The organism is Alkalihalobacillus pseudalcaliphilus, assembly GCF_028610675.1.
GTDB lineage: Bacteria > Bacillota > Bacilli > Bacillales > Bacillaceae_D > Alkalihalobacillus > Alkalihalobacillus pseudalcaliphilus.
The window spans coordinates 86786-112283 of record NZ_JAQQWS010000003.1 but is presented as its reverse complement, the minus strand read 5'-3'; the positions used below and the strand labels follow the sequence as shown (position 1 = coordinate 112283).

23 protein-coding genes and 1 pseudogene are annotated in these 25498 nt (G+C 37.8%); 18 read left to right on the top strand and 6 right to left on the bottom strand.

Annotation, left to right across the window (positions count from 1 at the left end; translation table 11 throughout):
• Positions 1-5: 5 nt before the first annotated feature.
• The 4 genes from PQ479_RS09050 to PQ479_RS09035 all read left to right on the top strand — a co-directional run bounded on the left by PQ479_RS09050 (position 6) and on the right by PQ479_RS09035 (position 4006).
• Complete coding sequence (locus PQ479_RS09050; protein ID WP_047989890.1) at positions 6-968, top strand: hypothetical protein; 963 nt, start codon at positions 6-8, stop codon at positions 966-968.
• A 16-nt stretch (positions 969-984) separates the two neighbouring features.
• Positions 985-2253, top strand: coding sequence for a fumarylacetoacetase (fahA, locus tag PQ479_RS09045; RefSeq protein ID WP_047989889.1), 1269 nt, complete (start codon positions 985-987; stop codon positions 2251-2253).
• A gap of 39 nt (positions 2254-2292) precedes the next feature.
• Complete coding sequence (locus PQ479_RS09040) at positions 2293-3456, top strand: homogentisate 1,2-dioxygenase (RefSeq protein ID WP_047989888.1); 1164 nt, start codon at positions 2293-2295, stop codon at positions 3454-3456.
• Between the two features lie 232 nt (positions 3457-3688).
• The gene (locus PQ479_RS09035; RefSeq protein WP_273716942.1) at positions 3689-4006 is read left to right on the top strand and encodes a YerC/YecD family TrpR-related protein; all 318 of its coding nucleotides are present in this window, start codon (positions 3689-3691) and stop codon (positions 4004-4006) included.
• Positions 4007-4350: 344 nt separating this feature from the next.
• Here the strand turns inward: PQ479_RS09035 and PQ479_RS09030 are convergent, their stop codons facing one another.
• From PQ479_RS09030 to PQ479_RS09020, 3 genes are read right to left on the bottom strand one after another with little or no spacing between them, the layout of a single operon-like run.
• Complete coding sequence (locus tag PQ479_RS09030; RefSeq protein ID WP_047989887.1) at positions 4351-5646, bottom strand: CitMHS family transporter; 1296 nt, start codon at positions 5644-5646, stop codon at positions 4351-4353.
• Between the two features lie 37 nt (positions 5647-5683).
• Positions 5684-6007: an AtuA-related protein gene (locus PQ479_RS09025; RefSeq protein WP_047989886.1), complete on the bottom strand. Its 324-nt coding sequence runs from the start codon at positions 6005-6007 to the stop codon at positions 5684-5686.
• Positions 6008-7342, bottom strand: coding sequence for an acyclic terpene utilization AtuA family protein (locus PQ479_RS09020; protein ID WP_047989885.1), 1335 nt, complete (start codon positions 7340-7342; stop codon positions 6008-6010).
• 180 nt (positions 7343-7522) lie between these two features.
• Between PQ479_RS09020 and PQ479_RS09015 the strand changes: the two genes are divergently transcribed.
• From PQ479_RS09015 to PQ479_RS08970, 10 genes are all read left to right on the top strand, one after another.
• Positions 7523-8860, top strand: coding sequence for a sigma-54 interaction domain-containing protein (locus tag PQ479_RS09015; RefSeq protein WP_047989884.1), 1338 nt, complete (start codon positions 7523-7525; stop codon positions 8858-8860).
• A gap of 284 nt (positions 8861-9144) precedes the next feature.
• A complete protein-coding gene (locus PQ479_RS09010; RefSeq protein ID WP_047989883.1) occupies positions 9145-10740 on the top strand; it encodes a glutathione ABC transporter substrate-binding protein in 1596 nt (531 codons plus the stop codon).
• A gap of 32 nt (positions 10741-10772) precedes the next feature.
• Positions 10773-11696, top strand: a complete 924-nt coding sequence (locus tag PQ479_RS09005) for an ABC transporter permease subunit (protein ID WP_047989882.1) — start codon at positions 10773-10775, stop codon at positions 11694-11696.
• Positions 11697-11710: 14 nt separating this feature from the next.
• Complete coding sequence (locus PQ479_RS09000; protein WP_083991322.1) at positions 11711-12607, top strand: ABC transporter permease; 897 nt, start codon at positions 11711-11713, stop codon at positions 12605-12607.
• 12 nt (positions 12608-12619) lie between these two features.
• On the top strand, positions 12620-13600 hold the full coding sequence (locus tag PQ479_RS08995; RefSeq protein WP_047989881.1) for an ABC transporter ATP-binding protein: 981 nt from the start codon (positions 12620-12622) through the stop codon (positions 13598-13600).
• The gene (locus tag PQ479_RS08990) at positions 13593-14555 is read left to right on the top strand and encodes an ABC transporter ATP-binding protein (protein WP_273716941.1); all 963 of its coding nucleotides are present in this window, start codon (positions 13593-13595) and stop codon (positions 14553-14555) included. The genes PQ479_RS08995 and PQ479_RS08990 overlap by 8 nt, the downstream gene beginning before the upstream one ends.
• Before the next feature lie 130 nt (positions 14556-14685).
• The gene (locus tag PQ479_RS08985) at positions 14686-15597 is read left to right on the top strand and encodes a sugar phosphate isomerase/epimerase family protein (RefSeq protein ID WP_047989879.1); all 912 of its coding nucleotides are present in this window, start codon (positions 14686-14688) and stop codon (positions 15595-15597) included.
• 3 nt (positions 15598-15600) lie between these two features.
• Positions 15601-16653, top strand: coding sequence for a Gfo/Idh/MocA family protein (locus PQ479_RS08980; protein WP_047990101.1), 1053 nt, complete (start codon positions 15601-15603; stop codon positions 16651-16653).
• A 106-nt stretch (positions 16654-16759) separates the two neighbouring features.
• Positions 16760-17917 carry an ROK family transcriptional regulator gene (locus tag PQ479_RS08975; protein WP_047989878.1) on the top strand — a complete coding sequence of 386 codons (1158 nt, stop codon included), beginning with the start codon at positions 16760-16762 and terminating at the stop codon, positions 17915-17917.
• 96 nt (positions 17918-18013) lie between these two features.
• Positions 18014-18436, top strand: a complete 423-nt coding sequence (locus PQ479_RS08970) for a DUF4181 domain-containing protein (RefSeq protein WP_047989877.1) — start codon at positions 18014-18016, stop codon at positions 18434-18436.
• A gap of 54 nt (positions 18437-18490) precedes the next feature.
• On the opposite strand, the gene PQ479_RS08965 is transcribed toward PQ479_RS08970, so the two are convergent.
• From PQ479_RS08965 to PQ479_RS08955, 3 genes are all read right to left on the bottom strand, one after another.
• Positions 18491-20485: a S9 family peptidase gene (locus PQ479_RS08965; protein ID WP_047989876.1), complete on the bottom strand. Its 1995-nt coding sequence runs from the start codon at positions 20483-20485 to the stop codon at positions 18491-18493.
• A 417-nt stretch (positions 20486-20902) separates the two neighbouring features.
• Positions 20903-21619, bottom strand: coding sequence for a 3-ketoacyl-ACP reductase (locus tag PQ479_RS08960; RefSeq protein ID WP_047989875.1), 717 nt, complete (start codon positions 21617-21619; stop codon positions 20903-20905).
• Positions 21620-21738: 119 nt separating this feature from the next.
• Positions 21739-22158 (bottom strand): DUF1801 domain-containing protein, encoded by a 420-nt coding sequence (locus tag PQ479_RS08955; protein ID WP_047989874.1) that lies wholly within the window; start codon positions 22156-22158, stop codon positions 21739-21741.
• A 710-nt stretch (positions 22159-22868) separates the two neighbouring features.
• On the opposite strand from PQ479_RS08955, the gene PQ479_RS08950 reads away from it, so the two are divergent.
• The 4 genes and pseudogenes from PQ479_RS08950 to PQ479_RS08935 all read left to right on the top strand — a co-directional run bounded on the left by PQ479_RS08950 (position 22869) and on the right by PQ479_RS08935 (position 25458).
• Positions 22869-23651 carry an enoyl-CoA hydratase/isomerase family protein gene (locus tag PQ479_RS08950; protein WP_047989873.1) on the top strand — a complete coding sequence of 261 codons (783 nt, stop codon included), beginning with the start codon at positions 22869-22871 and terminating at the stop codon, positions 23649-23651.
• A gap of 90 nt (positions 23652-23741) precedes the next feature.
• Positions 23742-23927 (top strand): annotated as a pseudogene (locus PQ479_RS08945) (TerC family protein); the annotation flags it as partial.
• 681 nt (positions 23928-24608) lie between these two features.
• On the top strand, positions 24609-24998 hold the full coding sequence (locus PQ479_RS08940) for a PaaI family thioesterase (RefSeq protein ID WP_047990100.1): 390 nt from the start codon (positions 24609-24611) through the stop codon (positions 24996-24998).
• A gap of 79 nt (positions 24999-25077) precedes the next feature.
• The gene (locus tag PQ479_RS08935; RefSeq protein WP_273716940.1) at positions 25078-25458 is read left to right on the top strand and encodes an NUDIX hydrolase; all 381 of its coding nucleotides are present in this window, start codon (positions 25078-25080) and stop codon (positions 25456-25458) included.
• Positions 25459-25498 lie beyond the last annotated feature (40 nt).

Here is a 25498-nt window from a genome sequence, read left to right as displayed (position 1 = left end):
GATCTATGACACGTAAAAAGTTAGAGTACCCATCTAGTGTACAAGTATTTTTACAACAAATAATGGATTATGCCGGCCTTTTTCCGCCGGCAAATCTTTCTCTTTGGCAGGCGTTACAAAATTATAAGCAGTATGTTGATGAGAAGGATGAATGGATGCTAAGTCGGTTTATCATTCCCATTCAAAGGGTAGGAGAGCTCACCCCCTTTCTTAATGGTTTTTCTAAAGGAATACCATTAAGAATAGCTGTAACAGGGCAACGAGCCAACACGGAAGAGGAAAGCTTATCACAATTACTTGAGCATGTACATCAATGTTTTGATTATGTGAATCAAAGTAATGGTGTCATCCAAGTAGGCGTGTTAGAGCAACCCTTACCCCCAGCTGTTCCAAGTAAAGCATTTGTCAAACGGTTAGCCTCACTTTCTAGTCAATATCATATCCAGCTTTTTTGTGAACCCACAGTTCCGTTTGGCCCAACATGGCTGCAAAGTTTGACAGAAACCGTTTCTTTGATAGCTCAGTCAAACAAATCGGTGGAAAAGGAACTAGGTTTGAAGTTTCGAATGGGTGGTCTAAATAAAGCAGATTTTCCTACTGTCGAACAAGTTTCAAGTGTGCTTACATTAGCAAAGCAGTATCGGGTGCCACAGAAATTTACGGCAGGTCTGCATCATCCAATTCGTATGTATAGGGATGAGGTAGATGCTAAGATGCATGGTTTCCTTAATGTTTTTATTGGGAGCTTGCTCGTTCGAAAGTTCAATTTGACACCTTTTGAGCTTGAGCAAATCATCGCTGATGAGGATCCAGCACATTTTACATTTGATCAAGAACATGTAAGCTGGAAGGATTATTTTTTAACGGTAGAAGAGATGAAGGTTTTACGCGAGCGGGATATTTTTTCATTTGGAACATGTAGTTTTGATGAACCTCGTATTGACCTTCAAGATTTAAAAATCTTATAGAATAGGAGGTTATTTGGTGCAAAAATCATTTATCCAAGTGGAAAAGGGGAGTCATTTTCCGATTCAAAATTTACCTTATGGAATTTTTCGTAAACAAAAGGATGAGGAGCCTCGAGTTGGTGTAGCAATTGGAGATTATGTTCTAGATTTAGCCGTTTTACATGAGTCGGGGCTATTAAAAATAGAAGGTGAACAAGATGATAGCTCGATTTTTAGACAACGTTATTTAAATGCAATGATGGAAGCAGGTTCGACTGTTTGGAAAGCGATACGAAAGCAGCTTCAGCAACTATTGGATGAGGGAGAAGCTAGCTTACGTGATGATATGGAGCTAAGAGAAAGAGCTTTTACCAAAATAGATGCCGTCGAACTTTTGTTACCCGTTGAAATCGGCGATTATACTGATTTCTATGCTTCTAAGGAACACGCGACCAATGTAGGGTCGATGTTTCGTGGGAAAGATCAGGCATTAATGCCTAATTGGACACATCTGCCTGTTGGTTATCATGGGCGAGCAAGCTCTGTCGTTGTTAGTGGTACGGAAGTACGAAGACCTAACGGGCAAATGAAACCCCCTGGACACGAGTTCCCCATTTTTGGTCCATCTAAACAACTTGATTTTGAGTTAGAGCTTGGTTGGTTTGTTGGTCATGGAAATGTTTCGGGTGAGCCAATTCGATTAGAAGAAGCGGAAGAAAAAATATTTGGTTTGGTGCTTGTCAATGATTGGAGTGCTCGTGATATACAGGCATGGGAGTATCAGCCGTTAGGTCCATTTTTAGCAAAAAGCTTCGCTACATCAATTTCTCCATGGGTTGTACCAATGGATGCGTTAGAGCCTTTTCGAGTTCAAGGCCCAAAGCAGGAACCTACCCCTTTATCATATTTAGAGCATAAGAAGGCGGCAGCCTTTGATATTCAGTTAGATGTTTCTTTAAAAGGGAGCACGATGGAATCAATAGAAACGTTTATTTCGACCAATTTCAAGTATATGTACTGGAGTATGGCTCAGCAAATGAGTCATCACACCATTAATGGCTGTAACTTAAGAGCAGGAGATCTCTTGGCTTCTGGAACAATAAGCGGACCAGAAAAGTCTGAGCGTGGTTGTTTATTAGAACGGACTTGGCGTGGTGAAGAGCCGATTACATTTTCAAATGGTGATAAACGAGTCTGGCTTGAAGATGATGATGAAGTCGTCATGACAGGATATTGCCAAGGAAATGGTTACCGTGTCGGTTTTGGAGAAGTTAGAGCGAAAATAGCACCAGCTTTAGAAATGTAAAGAATTTTAAAATGAAAGTGATAAGAAAGGAGCGTTCCAATGCCTTTTTACAAACAAATGGGGAAAATACCAGCAAAAAGACATACCGTTTTTCGTCAGGAGAATGGAGAACTTTTTCGGGAGCAAGTGATGGGTACTAAGGGATTTTCTGGTATTCAGTCTATTCTTTACCACCATAATTCACCAACGGCAATGACAGAGGCCGAATTGATCGGGAGTTGTGCAATTGAATATGAAGAACAGCAAGTGCTATCCCCGCGTCATCTCTACTCACATCAATATCAAGAAAAAAGCGATGCGGTGATGGGGAGAGAGTATTTACTCGGTAATGAAGATGTGCTCATTGGTGTTGTGAATCCAAGTAAAGACATGGATTATTTTTATCGGAATGGTGATGGGGATGAAGTTCTTTTTGTCCATTATGGGTCAGGGAAAGTAGAAACGACATTCGGAACTTTGCCGTATAAGCCAGGTGATTACATTGTGTTGCCAATTGGTACGATTTATCGTGTTGTACCAAATGATGAAGAGCAGAAATTCTTAGTCATTGAAACGAATAGTTGGATTACGACACCGAAACGTTATCGAAATGCACATGGTCAATTGCTGGAGCATAGTCCATTTTGTGAGCGTGATTTCCACGGACCGGAGAAGTTAGAGACCCATCTTGAAAAAGGGCATTTTGAGGTGCGAACGAAGTCGCGAGGTTATATGCATTCACATCAGTTCGATCATCATCCATTAGATGTTATCGGCTGGGATGGTTATTTGTTTCCTTATACATTTAATGTAGCAGATTTTGAACCAATTACAGGAAGAGTTCATATGCCGCCGCCGATTCATCAAACATTTGAAGCGAATAACTTTGTCATTTGTTCTTTTGTTCCAAGAATGTATGACTATCACCCAGAGGCGATCCCTGCACCCTATTATCATAGCAATGTTGATAGTGACGAAGTTCTTTATTATGTAAAAGGGAACTTTATGAGTCGCAAAGGTGTCAGTGAAGGCTCGGTGACGCTACATCCTTCAGGCATTCCACATGGTCCACATCCTGGAAAAGCGGAAGGCAGTATTGGCAAAAAAGAGACGCTTGAGCTAGCGGTTATGGTCGATACATTTAGGCCATTAAAAGTTGTCAAAAAAGCCCATTATTACGAGCAAACTGCGTATAAATATAGCTGGATAGATAAGAAAGATTAATGGTTATACATCGTGAAATAGAGCGTAAGGAAGCACACCTTACGCTCCTCTTTCATATGTGCTTTATTACTTTATTTATGTAAGCGTATGTGTATGAGCGCATCTCTACTTGCGATTTTTTATGGTTATACAGGAATTTCGATTCGCTATAGCGAAAAAGTAAAGGATGGAAGCCAGAGTTCGTTGCAACAACAATAAAAATTTAGTTAATTTCCGGCTGGGGGAGAGTCTTATGGATAAAAACCTTATCGATAAAGACAATATGCACAAACGAAATAAGGAACAGCTTTATAAGGCAATACTTTCACTTAATACCGTCGAAGAGTGTATGGATTTCTTTGAGGACATATGTACACCGAGGGAAATTGAATCCTACGTGCAGCGGTTTCGTGTCGCAATTCGAGTGTATGATGGCGACTCATATGAAACAATTAACATTGAACATAATGCTCGTTCTAATTTAATTTATCGGATTAAGCAATGCTTAAATCGAGAGAGTAGTGGATTGAAGTCTGTCATTGAGAGATTGAGGGAGCAGGGAGTTGTGTGAAAGAATAAAAGACACTAAAAGTATACTTTGATTAACTTCATCAAGAGCAAAGAGCCATTCATAAGTATGAATGCTCTTTGGTTTAACTAAACGATTGATTGCTTCTTCCATTGTGAAACTGTTCCCTCACTTTGAAAAATGAAAAGTAATAATCACTCTTTTTTTATTAAGTTATCGTAAAATAAAGAATATGGACACGGAGTGCGGGAGAGGAAAACATCGGTGCCGATATACATAAGCCCTCAAATATTAAAGTACCAAATAAAGGTGTGTGGGTTCTTATTTTAATAATAATAATTAAAGAAAGTGTACAAGATATAGGTTCTCGTACACTTTTATGTCTGTTACCAAGCTGAAATAACCCCTGTCAAAATCGCAAAAATTGCCATTACAATCGTAGTTAGAAAAGCCCACTTAAACATAAATTTCTGATGGTCACCTAATTCAACCTGTGCTAACCCAATTAATAGGAAAGTAGAAGCAGTTAAGGGACTAAGGGGAAAGCCGACCGTCATTTGTCCTAAAACTGATGCTTGAGCCACTTCTATTGGTGGTACTCCATATAAATCTGCAGAGTGAGCTAATATTGGCATGACCCCATAGTAATAAGCATCCGGTGTAAAAACAAGGCTTAATGGCATACTAATAAGAGCAATTAATCCAGGGAGAGAACCACCGATTTGATCAGGAATAATAGACACAAGTGTTACAGCCATGGCTTCAATCATACCTGTACCAGTGAGAATGCCTGTGAAAATTCCAGCTGAGAAGATGATAGTTATGACTGAAATCATACCCTTCGCTTGGAGTTCAACTTGATACATTTGGTCCTTAACATTTGGGTAATTCAAAAGTAAAGCTAGGACAAATGAAATAATAAAGATTACAGGAAGTGGAAGCCACTGCATAACAAGTGTAACTAACGTAATGATGGTTAGGAGAACGTTAGGAATAAATAATTTGGGCCGCTTTAATCTTTTTTGTTCTTCCGTTAAATCTGAATCAATACTATATTTAACAGATTGAATACCAACCCTTTTCCTTTCTTTTTTTCCAATCCAGTAGGCAACAAAAAATAACCAAATTAAACCTACACCTATAGAAGGAAGTAATGGAATGAAAATTTCACTAGGGTCAATGCCTAATGCACTTCCAGCCCGAGCAGTAGGGCCACCCCAAGGCATAATATTCATTAGTCCTGCACCAAGTCCAACGACTCCAGCTAAGACAAGGCGACTCATCCCTAACTTATCATAAAGTGGCAATAGTGCGGGTATAACGATAAGAAATGTTGATGCTCCAGAACCGTCAAGCTGAGCAATTACAGCAAAAATTAATGTGCCAATCACCACTTTTAGAGGATCGCCTTTTACTACCTTAAGGATTCTAGAAAGAATAGGATCAAACATTCCAGCACTATTCATAACACCAAAGTACAGAATCGCAAAGCCAAGCATAATACCAGTAGGTGCTACAAGCATCAAACCTTCTAACATATAAGTACCTATATTAGCACCGAACCCACCAATTAAACCAAAAATAGTAGGGATAAATACTAAGGCTACAATAACGGATAACTTTTTTAAGAGAATGGTATATAGAAATATACCAATCGTTAAAAATCCTAATAAAGCTATCATAACTCTACCTCCTCCAAGTTTATTTTATGAGTTTTTTTTATTCTGAAAGTTCAATTTCTAGTTCTAATGCATACCAAGACAAGGATTTTCCATGTGCATCAAACTCTAAGGTCGCAGCAACTCCATTTGGTCTTGTTTTGTGTAAAACAAAATGGAGCGCTACTATTTTTGGTAATTCATATCTCTCTATTTTTTGAATACCAATTGATGTAAAATGCTTTTTTATCATTTCTTCTGTCACTTGTTCTTGGAGTAATTTATAGTCCTGATCTTGATAAGCAAAAAGAGTTAAAGTTGTTAGTTCGCCCTTATCTCCAGATCGTGCGTGAGCGATTTCAAATAATGGAACACTCTGTACCATTTATTTCACCTCTAGTATAAAAGTTTTTGATTGTATGAATGAGCGGTGCAACAAGGCTGAATACGCAGAAATAATCGGACGAGTAAAGGAACGAACGCCACCTGGTCCACCTGGACCATTAAGCCATAGAGCCTCCACCTCTTCACCAATTTTACTTGCTGCTTTGATTGTTTTCGTTCTACCTGAAACACGAAGCAGTAATTCATATGGGATGTTATAAGTACCCTGATGGTAAAGTGAATTACAGCCTATAAAGTCAAACTTCAATTCCAGATAATCATCGGGATGTGCGTGTAATCGTTCCTCAATTATTTGCTTCGCTATTTCGGCTCTTTCTAGAGCATGGTGACCACCATATGCGATAAAGCTTTCACCAATAAAACCTTTGTCAACGCCAATAGTCACTTTCAGAGTGTCGGTTTTTGGTTTCCCTGTGCCTCCTAATACTTGGATTTGATCTTTTGCAAGCTCTAAAAATTCGACTTCTGAAAAGTCAGCAATGACATCCGGGGTTATATATTCCGCTGGATTCATTACTTCGTAAAGGAGTTGTTCTTTACATGTGGAAACCGAAACCTCACCACCACTGTCTGGGGTTTTAGAAATAATCCCTGTGCCGTCTTCGAACATTTCAACAATTGGCATCCCTACCTTTGAGAGATTTTGTATTTGTTTTTTGTAACCATCGGCATAATATCCACCAGTTACTTGAGCACCACACTCTAGTAGGTGTGCACATATAGTACCTTGACCTAACAGATGCCAATCATCATGTGCCCACTTCAATTCATGTATCATAGGTGCTAAAAACAAGGAAGGATCAGCTACTCGCCCTGTAATAATGACATTTGCTAGTTGCTCCAAAGCGGGAATAATCGCCTCTACTCCTAAATAAGCATCTGCTGAAACAATTTCTGCTTCCACTTCAGAAACTTTCGAACCTGTTTCCCAAATATCAACATTTTCTTTTATGATCTGTTCAAGTACGTTTGAACCAGATACGCCAACTATTTTGAGCCCAGATAAAGACAGGTCAGAAGCAATTTTATTTGTTTCATGTACTGCTGCCTCTGGGTTAGCTGCTCCAATATTAGTAATAAGTGTAACGCCGTATTGTTGACATAAAGGTAATAATTGTACCATTCTTTCATGTAAAAATGGCCCGTATCCTTTTGATGAATCCGCTTTCCTTTTCAGGTTTGCTAATGCAGTTGTTCGTTCAGCTAAACACTCAAGCACTAAATAGTCTAGTTCCCCTTTCTTAATTAAATGAATAGCTGCATCTATTCGATCACCTGCATAACCGGCCCCGGTACCGATACGAATACTTTTCATGGTTTCACCTCTTTGTTTGTTGTTGTCATTATAAATGCAAAAATTGCGCCAACTAAAAAATACGTGAAGACACGGAGGAGTTAGAAGGAGTCTTAAAATTTCTAAATATTTAGAATTAAATTCTAATAATTTTGAAATGGGTTTATAATGAAAAAAGCTTTTAGAAATGAGGTAGTGTAAATGGAGCTTAAAAATATCTTTAATTCTATACAGGATGGTATTTTGGTTATTGATAATCGAGGTATAGTCGTAATGGTAAATAAGGAATATGAAGCGATTACAGGTGTTAAAAAGAACGAAATCATTGGAAAGTATTTAATAGATGTCCGTCCACAAGCGAAATTAGTTAGGACATTAAATGATGAGCAAGTAAGAATTGGCGTTTATCGACAGGTTGGCAATAGAGAGTATTTTGTTGATATGGCACCGATTTACGAAGATGGAAAGGTAATTGGTGCTGTTTCTGTGTGCAAAGGGAAAGAAGAGGTAAATGAGTTACAAAAGGAAATAACCTCGCAAAGAATAAAAATTGAGCAGTTAGAGAGAAAGGTGCATTCAAGTTATCAGGTTCATCATCATTTTGAATCCATAATAGGATTTGACCGTGGATTAACTGAAATGGTGGAGAGCGCCAAAAAAGCAGCAAGTGTCCCATTTTCTGTATTAATAACGGGTGAAAGCGGTACCGGAAAAGAGTTATTTGCACAGGCGATTCATAAGGCGAGTGAGAGAGCTAAGCAGCCATTTGTCCCCATTAATTGTGCAACGATTCCGAAGGATTTAGTGGAAAGCGAACTTTTTGGTTATGAAAAAGGAGCTTTTACAAGTGCAAAAAACGAAGGGAAAATGGGATTATTCGAAATCGCTCACCAAGGTACCTTATTTCTTGATGAAATAGGTGAACTGCCATTATCACTTCAAAGCAAATTATTACGAGTATTACAGGAAGGCAAAATTCGGAAATTAGGCTCGGTGAGAGAACGTTCTATTGATACACGAATTATTGCAGCAACGAATCAAAACTTGCGTGATTTAATAAAAAAAGGATTATTTCGTGATGATTTATTTTATCGGTTTTGTGTCATTCAGTTAAACATTCCTTCTTTGAGACAAAGAAAAGAGGATATTCCTTTGTTATTTAAGCACTTTCTCTTAAATTCAGTTGTTGACATGGAAAATGATATTGAGATGACGGATGAGGTATTAGCTATTCTGCTTGAATATAATTGGCCAGGTAATGTAAGAGAGTTAAAAAATACAGCACAGTACGTTATTAGTATGATGGAAGGGAGGATTTTAAAAAAGGAACATTTACCACAGCACCTTCACCAGAAATCTCTCCAAACATATTCATCGTTTCAACAAATAGAGTCTTTGCCGAAAATGATGAAAAAGATGGAAAGAGACATTATATCAGAAATTTTAAAAGATTATCCTAACGATATGGAAGGGAAAAGAATGGCCGCCAAGAGATTAGGAATTTCGGTAGCAACGCTTTATAACAAATTAAAAACATAACAGGAGGTAAATTATTGAGCATTTGTTATTGTATAAAATATATGGCTGTTGTAAAAGGTTGGGTTTCATTAGGACAGTTCAATTTTCAGATGTGAGAGTTTCTTAGCATTAGGACTAGTATTTTTATTAAAGATTTTTAACAGCAAGTTAAAAATCTCGCTTGACTTATCTTTATTTTCTGAATAATATTGTTATTAAGTTAAGTTTTGAGGTGATTCATCGCCTTATTCATTAAATATTTTTTTCACTGGAATTAATAATTAGTCGAAAAAGGGGGATTTTTGATGAAGGGCAAGTGGTATTTAGGATTACTTAGCTTTGTATTGATCTTATTTTTAGCTTCATGTGGTGGTACTGATGAGTCGAGCGGTGATTCACATTCAGAAGGAGATAGTAGTGATGACAAAGCAACGACAAGTTCTGAACGAAATATCGTCGTAGCCGTTGCACAGAACTTTTTATCAATGGACCCTCAAAATACGGGTGATGCCAATTCTAGAACAGCACAGCGTTCGATGTTTGAAGGGTTATTAGGGCTTGATAAAGATGGAGGCATTATCCATGTGTTAGCAACTGACCATTCGATAAGTGAGGATGGTTTAGAGTATACATTCCAATTGCGGGAAGGTGTGACTTTCCACGATGGAACTGACTTTAATGCAGAAGTTGCAAAGGCAAATATTGACCGGATGACTAACCAAGACAATGGAATTCGAGCAAATCGAAGTTTTGAATTTGTGGATGAAACGATTGTTACAGGAGATTATGAAATTAAAGTTATTTTAAAGAATCCATATAGTTCAATGTTAGATAAGTTTGCTACTTCACAAATGATTAGTAGTGAATCGCTTAAGTTATCCGATGATGAAATTTCTAAGAATCCAATTGGAACAGGTCCCTTTAAGTTTGTTTCTTGGGATCAAGGAAGTTCATTAGTTGTTGAAGCTTATGATAATTATTGGGAAGAAGGTTTACCAAAGGTTGCAGGTGTTGAGTATCGGCCGACACCTGAAAATGGAACTCGATTAGCTTTATTAAAAACGGGTGAGGCAGATTTTATATTTCCATATCCAGAACAAAACATGTCAGAAGCTGATAGCACAGATGACTTTACTGTGGAGCTTACTCCATCAACTATACAAAATTATGTGACGATGAACACTAATAAAGAACCTTTTAATAACCCTAAGGTAAGGCAGGCAATTAATCATGCCATTGATAATGAGGCGTTTATTAATGTCGTTAAATCAGGGTTAGGAAATCCATTGGACTCGATTATTACGAAACAAACGAAACATTATGAGTCTCAAGGTCTATATGAATTTAATCCAGAAAAAGCAAAAGAATTGCTTGCAGAAGCTGGTTATGCAGATGGATTTAACACGACGATTTGGGGAAATACTTCTTCAGATAATATGAGGGCGATGCAATTTATCCAACAACAGCTTGGTGCTGTTGGTATTGAGGTTGAAGTGATGTCAATGGAAGAAGGAACACTTTCGGAGAAGATTTATGGGGCAGAAAATCCAGACGATGCAGAAGTAGACATGTGGTATGTAACCTGGGCGGCTTCTCCTAACGATACTGATCATGCGATTCGTCCCTTATTCTCAAGTCAAATGTTTCCTCCAGCGGGTGCTAATTCTGCTTATTATGTCAATGAAGAAGTAACTGAATGGATTAATGCGGCTCGAACCTCTGCTGACCCAGAAGAGCAGAAGGAATTATATTCAAAGATTCAAAAGCAAATATACGAAGATGCTCCATGGATTTTCTTAGCTGAGGGTGTAGTAAGTGGAGGAAAACGAGCGGAAGTGGACGGTATATATAATTTATCATCAGGTGCGGTTGAAGTACGTGAAGCAGAAATCAAAAAATAAAAAATGCCAAATCAACAAGGGGGAATGGGACAGTGCTTGCTTATATAGGTAAAAGATTATTAGAAACTATTCCAATCCTTTTTGTTGTCTCCATCATCATCTTCTTCTTTACGCATCTAATTCCGGGAGACCCAGCTAGATTAGTAGCTGGTCCGGATGCTTCTTTAGAAGAAGTCGCTCAGATTAGAGCAAATCTTGGATTGGATCAACCAGTTTGGAAGCAATATGGGGATTATATGGGAGGCCTCTTTCGAGGAGATTTAGGGCAATCATTAGTGACAGGCCACGAAGTTTCTTCCATGATAAGTACACGATTTTTACCATCCTTATATTTAACGATTGCTAGTATGGGCTGGGCTTTGCTATTTGGTTTAATCATTGGAACGGTGTCAGCAGTTTTTAAAAATAAATGGCCAGATTATGTCGGTATGATAACGGCTGTTTCAGGTTTATCGCTACCAAATTTTTGGTTAGGGTTATTACTTATTCAGCTATTCTCTGTGCAGTTGGGATGGTTACCAACAGGTGGATTAAATACTTGGCAAGGGTATGTTCTTCCATCAATAGCATTAGGAGCTGGAATTATGGCTATGGTTGCCAGGTTTACACGCTCGGCATTACTAGATACATTAAAGGCTGACTTTATTCGAACTGCAAGGGCAAAGGGATTAAAGGAATCGATCCTTATTCCTAAGCATGCCTTACGTAATTCAATGATTCCAGTTGTGACGATTACAGGTTTACAATTTGGATTTTTATTAGGTGGATCTGTTGTTGTGGAAACCGTATTTAATTTTCCTGGAATGGGGCGTCTTCTCATTGATTCAATTGGATTTAGAGATTATCCGACCATTCAAGCTTTATTATTATTGTTTTCTTTCTATTTTATCATGGTGAATTTAGTGGTCGATTTATTGTATAGCTTGCTTAATCCAAAAATAAAATATGCTACATAAGGAGGGGGTTAAGAATGAGTCAAATACAAATGGAGCCAAACCATTCAAACGTATCCTATCAAGAATCCCCTTCGTATTCACCTTTAAAACAGTTTTGGAAAAAATGGTGTAAGCAAAGGGTTGCATTTATAGCGAGTTTATTTATTTTATTATTAGTATTTGTAGCTATTTTGGGGAATTGGTTAGCGCCACATGATCCATATGAGCCAAACTATAGCAATATTTTAAGTGGTCCAACTACGGAAAACTTTGCCGGGACAGATGAATATGGACGGGATATATTTAGTCGTTTGATCGTTGGTACTAAAATTTCACTTGGTGTAGGGTTAATCTCGATTCTTGCAGGTGGAATTATTGGAACGTTTCTTGGTCTAATCAGTGGCTATTTTGGGGGCAGATTAGATAGGTTCATCATGCGAGGGAGTGACATTATGTTTGCATTTCCTGATATTTTACTGGCGATTGCAATCATCGCGATTTTAGGACCAGGATTAATAAATGTCGTCATTGCTCTTTCTATCTTTTCTGTACCAAGCTTTGCTAGATTAGTACGAGGAGCTGCACTTGAAGCGAAGCAAGCAGAATACGTTGAAGCAGCACAGTCAATTGGTGCATCAAGTTATCGAATTATTTGGAAGCATATTTTACCTAGTAGTATGGGTGAATTACTTGTGTTTTGCTCGATGAGAATGGGAAATGCGATTCTAGCAGCTGCAACCTTAAGCTTTTTAGGTCTAGGAGCAAGTCCGGAAACGCCAGATTGGGGAGCGATGCTTAGTATGGGTAGGGATTATATTAGTAGTGCTTCACATGTTGTTTTGTTCCCAGGATTAATTTTGTTTTTAACAGTGCTTGCATTTAATCTTGTGGGAGATGGTTTACGGGATGTATTTGACCCGAAGTCTTCTTAAGGGGGAGTGGAGATGGAGAATTTGTTAGAAGTGGAGCATGTCACAGCTCAATTTATACAAAATGATCAACCCCTCACAGTCATTCACGATATTAGCTTCCATGTTCAAAAAGGGGAGATCGTTGGGTTAGTTGGTGAAAGTGGCAGTGGAAAAAGTGTTACTTCTTTATCGATTATGAAATTATTTAAGGGGACAACAGGTTCGATTCGTTCTGGCTCAATTAAATATAAAAATGAAGTGATTTCAAACTATAATGAAGCAAAACTGAGAAAACTACGTGGTAAACAAATTTCGATGATTTTTCAAGAACCAATGACGTCACTTAATCCAGTGATGAAAATAGGGGAACAAATTACAGAGGTCATTCGATTACATACTTCACATGGTAAAAAAGAAGCAAAAAAACATGCCGTTACGATGTTAAAGAAAGTAGGGATTTCAAGAGCAGAGGAAGTGTTGAATGAGTACCCACATCAACTATCTGGGGGCATGCGTCAGCGGGTTATGATTTCAATCGCATTGGCTTGCAATCCAGAGCTTCTTATTGCCGATGAACCAACAACGGCATTAGATGTGACAATCCAAGCTCAAATTTTAGAGTTAATGAAGGAAATACAGACGGATTTGGGCATGTCGATTTTGCTCATTACCCATGATTTAGGTGTTGTATCAGAAATGTGTGACCGTGTCATTGTTATGTATGCAGGTCGTATTGTGGAGGAGGCTCAAGTAGATGCATTATTTGACAATCCTAAGCATCCATACACACAAGGTCTGATTCGGTCAATTCCACAATTAGGAGAAAAAATTGATAGTCTGTTTAGTATTCCTGGTCAAGTCCCGCCGCCTTCTCAGATGCCAAAAGGCTGTAAGTTTGCTCCGAGATGTCACAAGGTGATGTCGATATGTAGTGAAAAGGAACCTCCACTAATGACTGATGAGAAAGGCGGACGTTGCAGCTGCTGGTTATATGAGGAGGACCAAGATGACTGAACGATTATTAGAGGTTAAATCTATAAGTAAAACGTTTGAATTAAATCGAGGTCCTCTTAAGAAAAAAGCATTACTACAAGCAGTTTCTGATATTTCTTTAACGATTTATAAAGGAGAGACTTTTAGCTTAGTAGGGGAAAGTGGATGTGGTAAATCAACAACCGGTCGATTATTAAGCCAATTGATAACGCCGGATACAGGTGAAGTCTGGTTAGAAAATCAGAAGTTGTCCGACTTAAATAAAAAGCAATTAAAGCCTTTTAATCGAAGAGTTCAAATGGTGTTTCAGGACCCGTATGCATCCTTAAATCCACGCATGAAGGTCATGGATATTCTGGCTGAACCGGTAGATGTGCATATGAAGTTATCGAGAAAAGAAAAGGAAAAAATGATTTTTGACATACTAGATATCGTTGGTTTAAGTAAACTTTCTGCTTATAAATATCCGCATCAATTTAGCGGAGGGCAACGACAAAGAATTGGCATTGCTAGAGCATTAATCTTAAAGCCAGATCTTATTATTGCCGATGAACCAGTATCTGCATTAGATGTATCCATTCAATCACAAATATTAAACCTCTTTAAAGAGTTGCAGTCAGAATTTCAGTTGGCTTATTTGTTTATCTCACATGATTTAAGTGTTGTGGAGCATATAAGTGATCGAGTAGCAGTTATGTACCTAGGTAAGATCGTAGAAATGGGTTTAAAGGAGGAAGTATTTCAAAACCCGAAGCACCCATACACAAAAGCCTTATTGTCTGCTGTTCCTGTTATTGGTGACCGTTCTAAAAAAAGAGAGAGAATTGTATTAAGAGGTGATTTACCTAGTCCTGTAAATCCACCATCAGGTTGTACATTTCATACAAGATGTCCATATGTGATGGATGTTTGTAAAAGCAAGTCACCTCACTTGAGTGAAGTCCAACAAAAGGTATCCTGTCATTTATTTGATTAGGTTGGGCTATAAAAAAATTAAACTTTAGATCAGCCATTTATCAAAGGTTTTTACCCTAACAATCAGTTGTCATAACTAATTGTTAGAAGTTATTGATAGATAAATACAAGGAAAAAGGAGAGTGTAAGAAATGAAAGTAGGTTTAAGCTCTTATAGTTTAGTAAAAGCAATCAATGCAGGGGATTTGACGATTTTAGAGGCTATTCAATGGGTGGCTGATAATGGTGGAGAGCATATGGAGCTTGTCCCTTATGGATATACGGTGGTTGATAATTGGGAATTAGCGACACAAATTAAAGAAAAAGCGGCAAGTGTTGGCATTGAACTTTCTGCTTATTGTATGCCTGCGAATTTTATTCAGGCGACGGAGGAGGAATTTCAAGAAGAAGTAGCTCGCATTAAAGGTCATATTGATGTCGTAAATCATATGGGAATTAAAGTTTTACGTCATGATGTCACAGCCTTTACTTTACCAAAAGAACACACGACGGTTCACTATTTTGATGACCATTTTGATGAAATTGTAAGAGGCAGTCAGTTAGTTGCTGATTATGCACAGCAATACGGGATGGTGACAACGATAGAGAATCACGGTTTTAATGTACAATCAAGCGATCGTGTTCAACGTGTTTTACGTGCTGTTCAACGAGAGAATTTTAAAACGACATTAGATATCGGTAATTTCCTTTGTGCAGATGAGGATCCATTAGTAGGGGTGAAGAAAAACCTTTCGGATGCTGCGACGGTTCATTTTAAAGATTTTTATATTAGGCCTTATTATGAAAATCCAGGCGAAGGTGAATGGTTCCGTACTGTCAATGATAATTATTTACGAGGGGCTATCGTTGGACACGGTGAGTTACCGATACGAGAAATTATTCGACTTTTAAAAGAGAATAACTATGACGGTTACATCGTTGTTGAATTTGAAGGGATGGAAGATTGTTTTGTTGGTTCTCGTATAGGGATGAATAATGTGAAAAGACTTTGGGATGAAGTAACCGTCGAAGGTTGGAAAACAGTTATTCAAGGAGTGAAGTAATTGATGATAAAGGTAGTGATTATTGGTCTAGGTACGATTTCGGATATGCATGCTAAATCCTATATAGCCAATCCAGAGGCTGAGCTTTACGGTGTATGTGATGTGAATAAAGAAAGAGCTCATACGGTCGCAACGAAATATAAGATTCAAAAAGTGTATATGAATGCAGACGAAGTGTTTGCCGATCCGAATGTTGAGGCAGTTAGTATTTGTACGTGGAATCATACACACGCTGAATTAGCGATAGCTGCTATCAGAGCTGGGAAACATGTGCTTGTAGAAAAACCGGTAGCGATGACGGTAAAAGAAGCAGAAGAAATTAAAGCGGCTGTGGATAACAGTAACGTAATGTTACAAGTCGGCTACGTCAGAAGATTTGCAGAAAATGCACAGGTACTTAAAGCTTTTATAGATCAAGGTAAATTAGGAGATATTTATTATGCAAAAGCTTCTTTATTAAGAAGAATTGGTAACCCGGGTGGGTGGTTTGCGGATAAAGAGCGTTCTGGTGGTGGTCCATTAATTGATTTAGGCGTTCACATTATTGATGCTTGCTGGTATTTGATGGGCAGACCAAAGGTGAAATCAGTCACGGGTCACGTATATTCATCGATCGGAAACCGTTCAAACATCCAGAACTTAGACTTTTATAAAACGGCTGACTATGATGCATCCGTCAACTCAGTGGAAGACTTAGCGAACGCCTTGATTACCTTTGAAAATGGCAGTTCATTAATGGTTGATACCTCTTATTCCTTACATCTTAAGAAGGACCAAATTGCTTTACAGCTTTTTGGTACAAAAGGGGGAGCAGAGCTCGAGCCTCATTTAACACTCGTAACGGAAGAGAATAATACGATCATTAATATTGATCCACAAATTAATCAATCAACATTTGATTTTGATGGAGCTTTCCAAAATCAAATTAATGCCTTCATTGGAGCGATTCAATCAAATGGACCTTCACCAGCCCCGATTGAGGATGGTGTAGAATTGATGAAAATGATTGAAGGTATTTATCAAGGAGTGGGACAAAAAGACGAAGTAAAATCATAGTTGACATGGAGGTACATGACCTATAAAGGCATGTACCTTTTACTATATTTAGGGATTTATTTCCTATATAATAAATAGAGATAATATGGAATGAAGGAGAGTAAGGATGTTGAAGCATGATCAATTATATATTAAGCATCAGAACAAACACTGGGTATATGAGATTATCAAAACAAAAGAACCAATTACCAAGCCTGATATTGTTAAAATAACGAAAATGAGTGCGACATCAATTAATCGGATTGTGAATGAATTAATATCAGAAGATTTGATTTACGAGCGGGAAAATGCAACTAAAACCGTTGGTAGAAATGCAGTTTTTTTGCAAATTAATCGTTTGGCCCGCTATTCGATCGGAATTGAATATGATATGAAGATCATTCGAATTGGTATGATTAATTTAAAGGGTGAACTAGAACATTTAAAGGAGCACCCTTATCAAGTGAGAGAGAATTCAGCTGGTGCCTTAAACGTAACTATTCAATTGATTGAGTCAATTTTAATAGAAAATAATATTGATAAAAAGAGGGTGCTAGGTATAGGGGTTGGCTTGCCTGGTTATATTGACGAAAAAAATGGTCGTGTCGTCCATTCTGATCAACTTTTGTGGGATCATATAGAAATGACTAAATTCCTCTATGAAAAAACAGGTTTACCTACGGTTGTAGACAATGAATTAAAGATGCAGGTAATGGCTGAAAAGAATGTGGAGCAAATGGATGATGGGGATACGATGATTCTGGTTGGTATTGGGTCTGGTATTGGGTCATCTGTTTTTATTAACGGTGACATTTATCGTGGAAGTTCAAATAAGGCAGGAGAGATTGGCCATAGTATAGTTAATCCAAATGGTCATATTTGTAAATGTGGAAAGGTAGGATGTCTAGCTTCTTATATTTCTGAACGGTCACTTATACAACAGGCAAAGATGGGTATGGATGTAGCAACTGTAGAAGATTTAGTTATCCGTTATGAAGAGAAACATCCATTAGCAAGATCGATTATGAACCAAGCGATTACCTATTTAGCGATTGGAATAGGTAATATCTTTACAACGTATGATCCTAAAATCGTCGTGATAGCCGGTCACTTTTTTGAGTATTTCCCAAAATTAAAATTAGAATTTGAGCTTAAATTGAGCCAATATTGTCACCAAGAAGAAAATCAAATTTTAAAATACTCAACTTTAAAACAAAAGGGTGTCGTTCTTGGAGCGGGAATTGTTGCAGGTGAACATTTCTTGCAATTGGAACAATTTAGTTAAATTACATGTTGGTGGATATTGTAGAATGAAAGCTTTGAACGATATAAGAAGATAATTATATCATCATGTTAATATATAAGGATTTCGGTGGATGGAATGAAGGAAGAATTCATGTTTTTGACAGAGCTTTTTATCGTAATCGTGGGATCGCTCGTATTAATGTATGTTTTTCATTGGCTTATGAAGAAATGGCTCAGAGTAGAGAGAGGCTTTTTTTCTGAGAAGCATGTGAATGAAAAACATAAGAAGATTGAATCTAGAATTAGAGTATTTTTTATAATCTCCATGCTTTTTGTATTAGTTCTAAACATTTCATTGGGAGAGGATGAGCAAATGTGGACGGTTGAGCCTTTGTTCATTTTTGCTCTCTTTATTATTGTCATTGAAGGTTTCAGAGCACGGATCGAGTGGAGATATACGTCTAATCGGAATGAAGCTCTCTTTACATTATGTAGATTATTATTTTTGTTAGTCATAATAGGTTCACTTTTGCTAACAAGTTTTTGGCGCTTTTATTAATAGTATAAAAACCGCTAATTTTGAATGTTGCTTTAAAATTAGCGGTTTTTTTGCTTAGTTAGCCGTGCGGTCCAAAAACCACCCAATCAAGTGTTCTAACCTTTTTAAACGGTGTTTCGGTTTGCCGGAGCGAGATAAGTCATGGTTTTCATCTGGAAAGCGGACAAATTTCGTTTCGACACCAAGTCGTTTTAAGGCAATATACCACTGCTCCGCCTGTTCCATTGGACAGCGTAAATCTTGTTCGCTGTGTAAAATGAGTATCGGTGTTTTGACATTACGAGCATAATGGAGCGGCGATAATTTTATTAAACGTTCATAATCATTCCATAGGTCGGCATGTCCATGCTGCCATTCAGTAAAGAAGAAACCGATGTCACTTGTTCCGTAAAAGCTATGCCAGTTACAAATACTACGTTGGGTAACAGCCGCTTTGAAACGATTCGTACGTGTCACGATGACATTAGTCATATAACCTCCATAGCTTCCTCCAGTTACGAATAATTGTTCTTTATCAATAAAATTGTAATGTTCGAGGGCATAATCAAGTCCAGCGATAATATCAGCATAGTCCATACCGCCGTAATCACCAATAACGGCATTAACGAAGTCATGGCCGTAGCCTTGACTACCACGAGGATTTGTATAAAGGACGAGATACCCTTTTGCTGCCATGACTTGCATCTCATGATGTAAACCGTTACCATATGCTGTTGCTGGACCACCATGTATCTGTAAGATGAGAGGGTATTTTTTTCCTGCCTTAAATCCATACGGTTTAAGAAGCCACCCCTCTATTTCCTTTTCATCTGTACTTTGATAAGTGAATGGTTCTGGTTCGCTTATAAATACTTCTTCAAAAAATGTTTGATTCCAATGGCTCAAATTTTGTTCAAGGGTTTGCGATTCAAGGTTGATTTTTACAAGTTTACCAGTCTCAGTCGGCGTCTCGATAACAGCAATTGCTATTTTTTGATTGATAAGATCAAACGAGGTGATAGAAGCTGGTGCTGGAGTAAGTGGTTTAGATACGTGCCCGTGTAAATCGACTTTAAATAATAAACAGTCGCCACCAATCGTTGCACTAAAATATATACCTTCACTTGTTTCATCCCAAATTAATCGGAAGTCCCCCGAGTCATAACGGGCATCAATGCCGACAAGATTACCTACCGTATAATCAAAGTCTTTTGTTAACCTTGATAGTTTACCAGTTTCTAATGAAAGGAGAAGAACTTCATTGTTACCTTGGCTTCTCTCACCACGAGTATGACCAATAAAAGCTAGCCACTTCCCGTCTGGTGAAACAGAAGGGGCAGCTGTTGTTCCTTTACCTTCATATAGATTTTTTTCTGTTTTCGTTGATAGATCATAATACCAAATAGAAGGGAGGTAACCCCACTCTTTATCTGCCGCTTTTGTAGCCACATAAAACAAGCCAGTACCATTACTAGAGAAACGTGGCTGTGAAAAGTCATACTCACCTTCTGTTAGTTTTGTATAGCTATTTTGTTTGAGGTCATAGAGATAAATGTGATTCCGCTTATCACTAAGGATGCCTACTCCATCCGCTTTATAACGAAGTCTTGTAATGACTTTGACGTCACTTTCTTCTTTCTGATCTTCCTTTTTGTCCTCATTTGGCCACTCCCCAGAAATCGTTAAAGCGAGTGATTGTCCATCTGGTGAGAACTCAAAGTTAGATATACCTTGGTCAACATCGGTTAAAGCAATGGCTTCACCGCCTAAAGTGGAAATTTTCCATACTTGATTCTTGCCCGTACGATTAGAGAGGAAAGCCACTGATTGCCCATCTGGAGACCACTTTGGACTCGTATCTTTAATTAAGGTATCTTTTGAAAAATATGTAGTTAATGGGATCTCGTTCCCTTCTAAGTCTACTAAATAGAGCGAGGAAGCATAGCCGTCTTTTTCTTGGTCAACGACTGTGCGCACATAGACGATTTTATCTTTTTTGGGAGAAACTACTGGATTTCCTACAAAGGTCAGTTTACATAAATCTTCAATAGTGATAGGGCGTTTTGACATGATAAAGCCTCCTTAGATATTTTATTATAGGATAAAAACATCATAAACATTTCGGAGAGCGAAGTAAATAGAATTGTTCGACATTTTGTTATTTTACAAAATTATCTATGACGGGGAATAATGTTGATTATTAGTTGAACAAAGAAAGGCGAAGGGTATAAGAGGAGAGGTGTCAAGTATGGGGATTAGTAGTTAAAGGAGTGTGAAGGCAACAACATAAGGTGTTGTGAAGTGAGGGAGGGAGTTGTAGTCAAAAGTGTATGAGGACAAAGAAAATAAGTATGGAAGAGCTTAAATGGTCGTTAAATCGGTCAAAGTCCTGAATGAATCCTTAAACGAGTAGGTCAAGTAGTGTCACGCTCATGAAAAAGCCTGATCCTCCATCTTAGAGAGTCAGGCTAGGATTTTAGTACTTTATTATGGATTCGTCGCCCACAATCCAGCGGTTTTCAGGAATACGCGTGGATGAAGCTTTAATTGAGCTACGATTAACTCGGCTAAGTCTTCAGGTTGCATGGCTTTTTCTGGGTTACCGTCTGTTAGGTTATTTTCAAAGGCTAAATCTGTTGAGACAGTACTTGGGGTTAGTGCAGAGACTCGTACATTATGTTTACGAACTTCTAGCATTAATGATTCCGTTAAACCCATTACAGCAAACTTAGAAGCACTGTACGCACTTGTTACAGGAGCTCCCTTTGTACCAGCCGTTGAACTAATGTTAATAATATCGCCAGATTTTTTATCGAGCATTTCTGGTAAAGCGAGTCGAGTCGCATTATAAACCCCTTTTAAGTTAACATCGATAATGCTCTGCCATTCTTCAGGAGATAGGTCTAAGAAACCTCCGAATTTAGCAATTCCGGCATTATTAATTAAAATATCAATTGTACCTAGGTCATTTCTAATATGGCTGAAAGCAGCTTCCATAGCTGCTAAATCGCTAACATCTGCAGCAGCTGCAGATACGTTAATGTCATATTGATTAAGCTCTTCTGCCACTTTCTCAAGTTTTTCCATAGTTCGTCCAATAAGTCCAATATGAATACCTTCAGCAGCAAGTGCGAGAGCTGTTGCTCGTCCAATTCCTCTTCCAGCACCAGTTATAAGGGCTGTTTTACCTCGTAAGTCTTGCATAACGTCAACTCCTAAAAAACAAGATAGTGGTTATTATACATAGTGTTCGTTGAATTGTCTGGTTTCATGCCTATGAAATTACCTTGAAGAGATAATGAGTAGAAACAAAGTGAGAATCGTTAATTAGGATACTTTTTTTTCATGTGTTCTATTGTAGATGAAATGAGTTTTTTGATAACATCAGGATTTACGTCTGCTAGTTTATTAATATATACACATGATTTTCCTGTTGTATGTTTTCCTAATTCTGCCAATAAAGGCTCTCGATTTGGATCATCGGGTGCAAAGTAAAGACTAATCTTGGCTTTTCTAGGTGAGAAACCAGCAAGAGGAGCATCGCCCTCATGGCCTGATTCATAGCGGTAGTGATAAGAACCAAAACCGATAATACTCGGCCCCCACATTTTCGCTTCAAAACCAGATACTTCTTCATACATTTCTAGTAACTTAAATGCATCCGCTTGTTTTTTAGGGCTCTCAACAGATTCAATAAACTCAACAACACTACGGTCTGTTTCTTTTGTTTTTGGCTTATACATTTTAATGCCCCTTTCTTTATTGTTCAATTAACTTCTCTCAAAGCATAACGATTTCTTGCTAATGTTACAACTCGTATGGAAGTGAGGAAGAATGATAATTGAAAAATGCTAACCTAAATAGTAAGCTCTTACCTAAAGTTTTCTGTGATGTGAGAATAGATTATTTTATTTCTTATTATTATCTAATACATAGCTCACGATAAAGTGTATAGCAATGACTGTTAGAATAAATGAAAGATATGTATCATTAGTATCAAAATATGTTCCTATTATCATAAAAATTAAAAATGATAAGAAAACTAATAAAATTAAATATAGACCGACTTTACTCAAAAAATTCGCACCTCCCTGTATGCATACAAATCATAGTATTCCTTGTTATTTTTTATTTTCCTGCATAATATCGCCCATAAGTCACTTTTTTTCAAAACGAATATTATAGAGCTTAATCCCTCAACGCCATGAACAAATATGAAAGTAGTAGCGACTATTTAAAAATCTGGCACTGTTGCAACTCCATCACCAGAGTCGCACGCTCATAAAGGGGCATTGTCCTGTTAAGATGGATACCCAACTAACTTCAAGGCACAAACTATCATCCCTAAGCAACTTCCATACAAAAAAGCAGGAATTTCTATAATAAATGTTGAAACTATTAAAAAGACCGTTCTGTCTGTTGGGTCGGATAGAAAAGAAATGGGGGATATATCATGAGTGAGAGTGTAATTGTAGAAAGAAAAGAAGCGATTGCTATTGTATATTTAAACGAGCCAAAATCTCTGAATGCAATTGGTCATCAATTAATAAAGGGGTTAACCAATACGTTCAAAGAACTAGAAGAAGACGACTCAATAAAAGTCATTGTATTAGCAGGAAAAGGGAACTCATTTTGTGCAGGTGGTGATATCAAAATGATGGCCAACGATAGCTTGAGTCCACTTGAGACGAAACAACTTATTGATGATTTCACCGGCATTGTTTCTTACATGAGAAAAATGAAAAAAGTTATCATCGCTGTTGTTCATGGTTATATAGCGGGAGCGGGGATTAGTTTGGCTTTAGCATCTGACTTGATTTTAGCTGAGGAAAAAAGTCGTTTTGTCTTATCATTTAAAAATATCGCCTTAGTACCTGATTTAGGGTTGCATTATCATTTGCCTAGAATTGTCGGAGAACTTAAGGCAAAAGAGTGGATGATAAGAGGTGTAAACTTGAATGCTGAAGAGGCAAAAAAGGAAGGGCTTGTCAGTGAGGTCTTGAAGCAAGAGCAAATGTTTGAACGTGCTTTTGAATTAGCTTTAGAGATTTCAAATGGACCAACGCAAGCCTTTACTTATTCAAAACAGCTTATCCATGAGTCCTTCGATGCTTCTTTTGATGAGGTCATACAAAAAGAAAATGCGACGCAAATGCTTATGAGAGGGACAATGGATCACCGAGAAGGCATTCAGGCATTTATAGAGAAACGTCAACCAAAGTTTGTCGGGAAATAAGCGGAGTCAGTCACAGTGCCCAAGTTTTCCTATGTTCACCATGTATTCATATAATTTTGGAAAAACTAGAAATCTACTAATTGATATTGGGTGTTGTTAATTCTTGTTGCTCTTGAAGGTATTTTAGCAGCCGATCATGCTTTAGTTATTACGACAATTGTGAAACATTTACCAGATAAACAAAGGAAAAAAGCTTTATTTTATGGATTAGCTGGTGCGTTTGTATTCCGATTCGCGTCACTTTTCTTAATTTCCTACTTAGTCCATATTTGGCAACATCGAACCTTTCTCATTCTCCTACAAAAGATGAAGTTCGAATGTCGCAGAGCAAGCACGTACAAAACCTTTAATAAAATAATAAAAGTAGCCGTGATAAACCTTGATTTATCCGGTTTTTTAATTGAATTCAGTTAGGGATTTGGTTTGTTCATAAAAATTCCACGTGCTCATGCTCATTCATATAAGTCATATAGACTGTCCTTAAGAGGCTTTTTTCCCAGTTTTATTTATACCAAAAAGTAGGGTTTTGCTCTTTAACAGGTGGCTCTTCATGCAATTTGAAATTAGGCATCCTAATTGGAACTATACTCTCGATTTGATTTTGATTCTTGTTCTTTTCATACGATTTTTTGTGTGAGAAGTGCTCTAATTAATGGGTAAGTACGAACCCTAGCGGAGGGAATGGGGGCCGACTCCTGCAGGAGGAAAGGGCAGGCTGAGCTAACTTGCGTAAGCAAGTTAGCTCAGCGCCCGCCTGCGGAAAGAGTGCCCCCATTCCGGAGCGATCTTCGGAGAAGAGCACATCGCCTTTAGGGTAACTTTCACACAAAAAGAGGAAATCCTGTTGCAATAGGGAATTCATAAATACCACATCAATAAGGAGGGGTTTGTTTGAAAATTGCACAAGAGGTACTAGATTTCCATGGCTTATCAAGTGAAGAGGGTTTTCTTGCATTTATGTATCAGCTTAAAAAAGAGACATTAGCTCAAGTACTTGAAATGTCTTTCACAGAAATTAGCTTTGATCGCTTAGTGATGACGATGCCCGTAGGACCTAAAACACACCAACCGGCAGGGATTTTACATGGAGGAGCTTCGGTTGCTTTGGCGGAAACAGCGGCCAGTGTGGCAACGGCTATCCAAATTGATTTAACGAAATTTAATCCCGTTGGACTTGAAATCAATGCGAATCATCTCAGAAGTAAAAAGGATGGAATCGTAACAGCAACGGCAATTCCTCTACATAAAGGTCGATCAACGATGGTTTGGGATATTAAGATAACAGATGAGCAAGAGCGATTAGTCTGTGTTTCACGGTGCACGATGTCTATATTACCTAAGGAATAATGGGAGAAAGAAGGGGTAAAGGAGTGCAAGGGTATAACGTTTTAATGGTTTGCAACAAGGGTATGACGGAATTGTTAATGTGCAGCGAATAAAGAATCCATATAAAGGCTTGAGTAATCTAGTTGGTGGGAAAATTGAACATGGAGAGGATGGATTAGAAGCTGCTTACCGGGAACTCTTTGAGGAAACAGGTATATCTAAAACAAATATCACCCTCCATCATTTAATGGATTTTAGATACTATTTTCATCAATGTTATGTCGAAGTTTATGTTGGACGTTTAAATAATGAAGTAACGGTTTCAGGTGATGAACAGATATTATACTGGTCTGATTTGAATCAAGACTTTTTCGATATGTCCGTCTATGCTGGTGAAGGTAACATAGGTCATATGATTGAGCAAGTGAATTTGATTAAGGAAAAAATTCTAACTGATAGTCTTCCTCTTTCTCAAAAGTAGCCATACTTTCATCAATACTGTATTCGCAGAAAAAACGCTT

Bases quoted from the DNA above. Each gene is read 5' to 3' on its own strand.
- PQ479_RS09030 (WP_047989887.1), bottom strand. From the start codon at position 5,646: ATGATAGCTTTATTAGGATTTTTAACGATTGGTATATTTCTATATACC.
- PQ479_RS08970 (WP_047989877.1), top strand. From the start codon at position 18,014: ATGAAGGAAGAATTCATGTTTTTGACAGAGCTTTTTATCGTAATCGTG.
- PQ479_RS09010 (WP_047989883.1), top strand. From the start codon at position 9,145: ATGAAGGGCAAGTGGTATTTAGGATTACTTAGCTTTGTATTGATCTTA.
- PQ479_RS08990 (WP_273716941.1), top strand. From the start codon at position 13,593: ATGACTGAACGATTATTAGAGGTTAAATCTATAAGTAAAACGTTTGAA.
- PQ479_RS09000 (WP_083991322.1), top strand. From the start codon at position 11,711: ATGAGTCAAATACAAATGGAGCCAAACCATTCAAACGTATCCTATCAA.
- PQ479_RS09040 (WP_047989888.1), top strand. From the start codon at position 2,293: ATGCCTTTTTACAAACAAATGGGGAAAATACCAGCAAAAAGACATACC.
- PQ479_RS09050 (WP_047989890.1), top strand. From the start codon at position 6: ATGACACGTAAAAAGTTAGAGTACCCATCTAGTGTACAAGTATTTTTA.
- PQ479_RS08995 (WP_047989881.1), top strand. From the start codon at position 12,620: ATGGAGAATTTGTTAGAAGTGGAGCATGTCACAGCTCAATTTATACAA.
- PQ479_RS08955 (WP_047989874.1), bottom strand. From the start codon at position 22,158: ATGTATAAGCCAAAAACAAAAGAAACAGACCGTAGTGTTGTTGAGTTT.
- PQ479_RS08975 (WP_047989878.1), top strand. From the start codon at position 16,760: ATGTTGAAGCATGATCAATTATATATTAAGCATCAGAACAAACACTGG.
- PQ479_RS08980 (WP_047990101.1), top strand. From the start codon at position 15,601: ATGATAAAGGTAGTGATTATTGGTCTAGGTACGATTTCGGATATGCAT.
- PQ479_RS09020 (WP_047989885.1), bottom strand. From the start codon at position 7,342: ATGAAAAGTATTCGTATCGGTACCGGGGCCGGTTATGCAGGTGATCGA.
- PQ479_RS09015 (WP_047989884.1), top strand. From the start codon at position 7,523: ATGGAGCTTAAAAATATCTTTAATTCTATACAGGATGGTATTTTGGTT.
- PQ479_RS09025 (WP_047989886.1), bottom strand. From the start codon at position 6,007: ATGGTACAGAGTGTTCCATTATTTGAAATCGCTCACGCACGATCTGGA.
- PQ479_RS08950 (WP_047989873.1), top strand. From the start codon at position 22,869: ATGAGTGAGAGTGTAATTGTAGAAAGAAAAGAAGCGATTGCTATTGTA.
- PQ479_RS08940 (WP_047990100.1), top strand. From the start codon at position 24,609: ATGTATCAGCTTAAAAAAGAGACATTAGCTCAAGTACTTGAAATGTCT.
- PQ479_RS08960 (WP_047989875.1), bottom strand. From the start codon at position 21,619: ATGCAAGACTTACGAGGTAAAACAGCCCTTATAACTGGTGCTGGAAGA.
- PQ479_RS08965 (WP_047989876.1), bottom strand. From the start codon at position 20,485: ATGTCAAAACGCCCTATCACTATTGAAGATTTATGTAAACTGACCTTT.
- PQ479_RS08985 (WP_047989879.1), top strand. From the start codon at position 14,686: ATGAAAGTAGGTTTAAGCTCTTATAGTTTAGTAAAAGCAATCAATGCA.
- PQ479_RS09035 (WP_273716942.1), top strand. From the start codon at position 3,689: ATGGATAAAAACCTTATCGATAAAGACAATATGCACAAACGAAATAAG.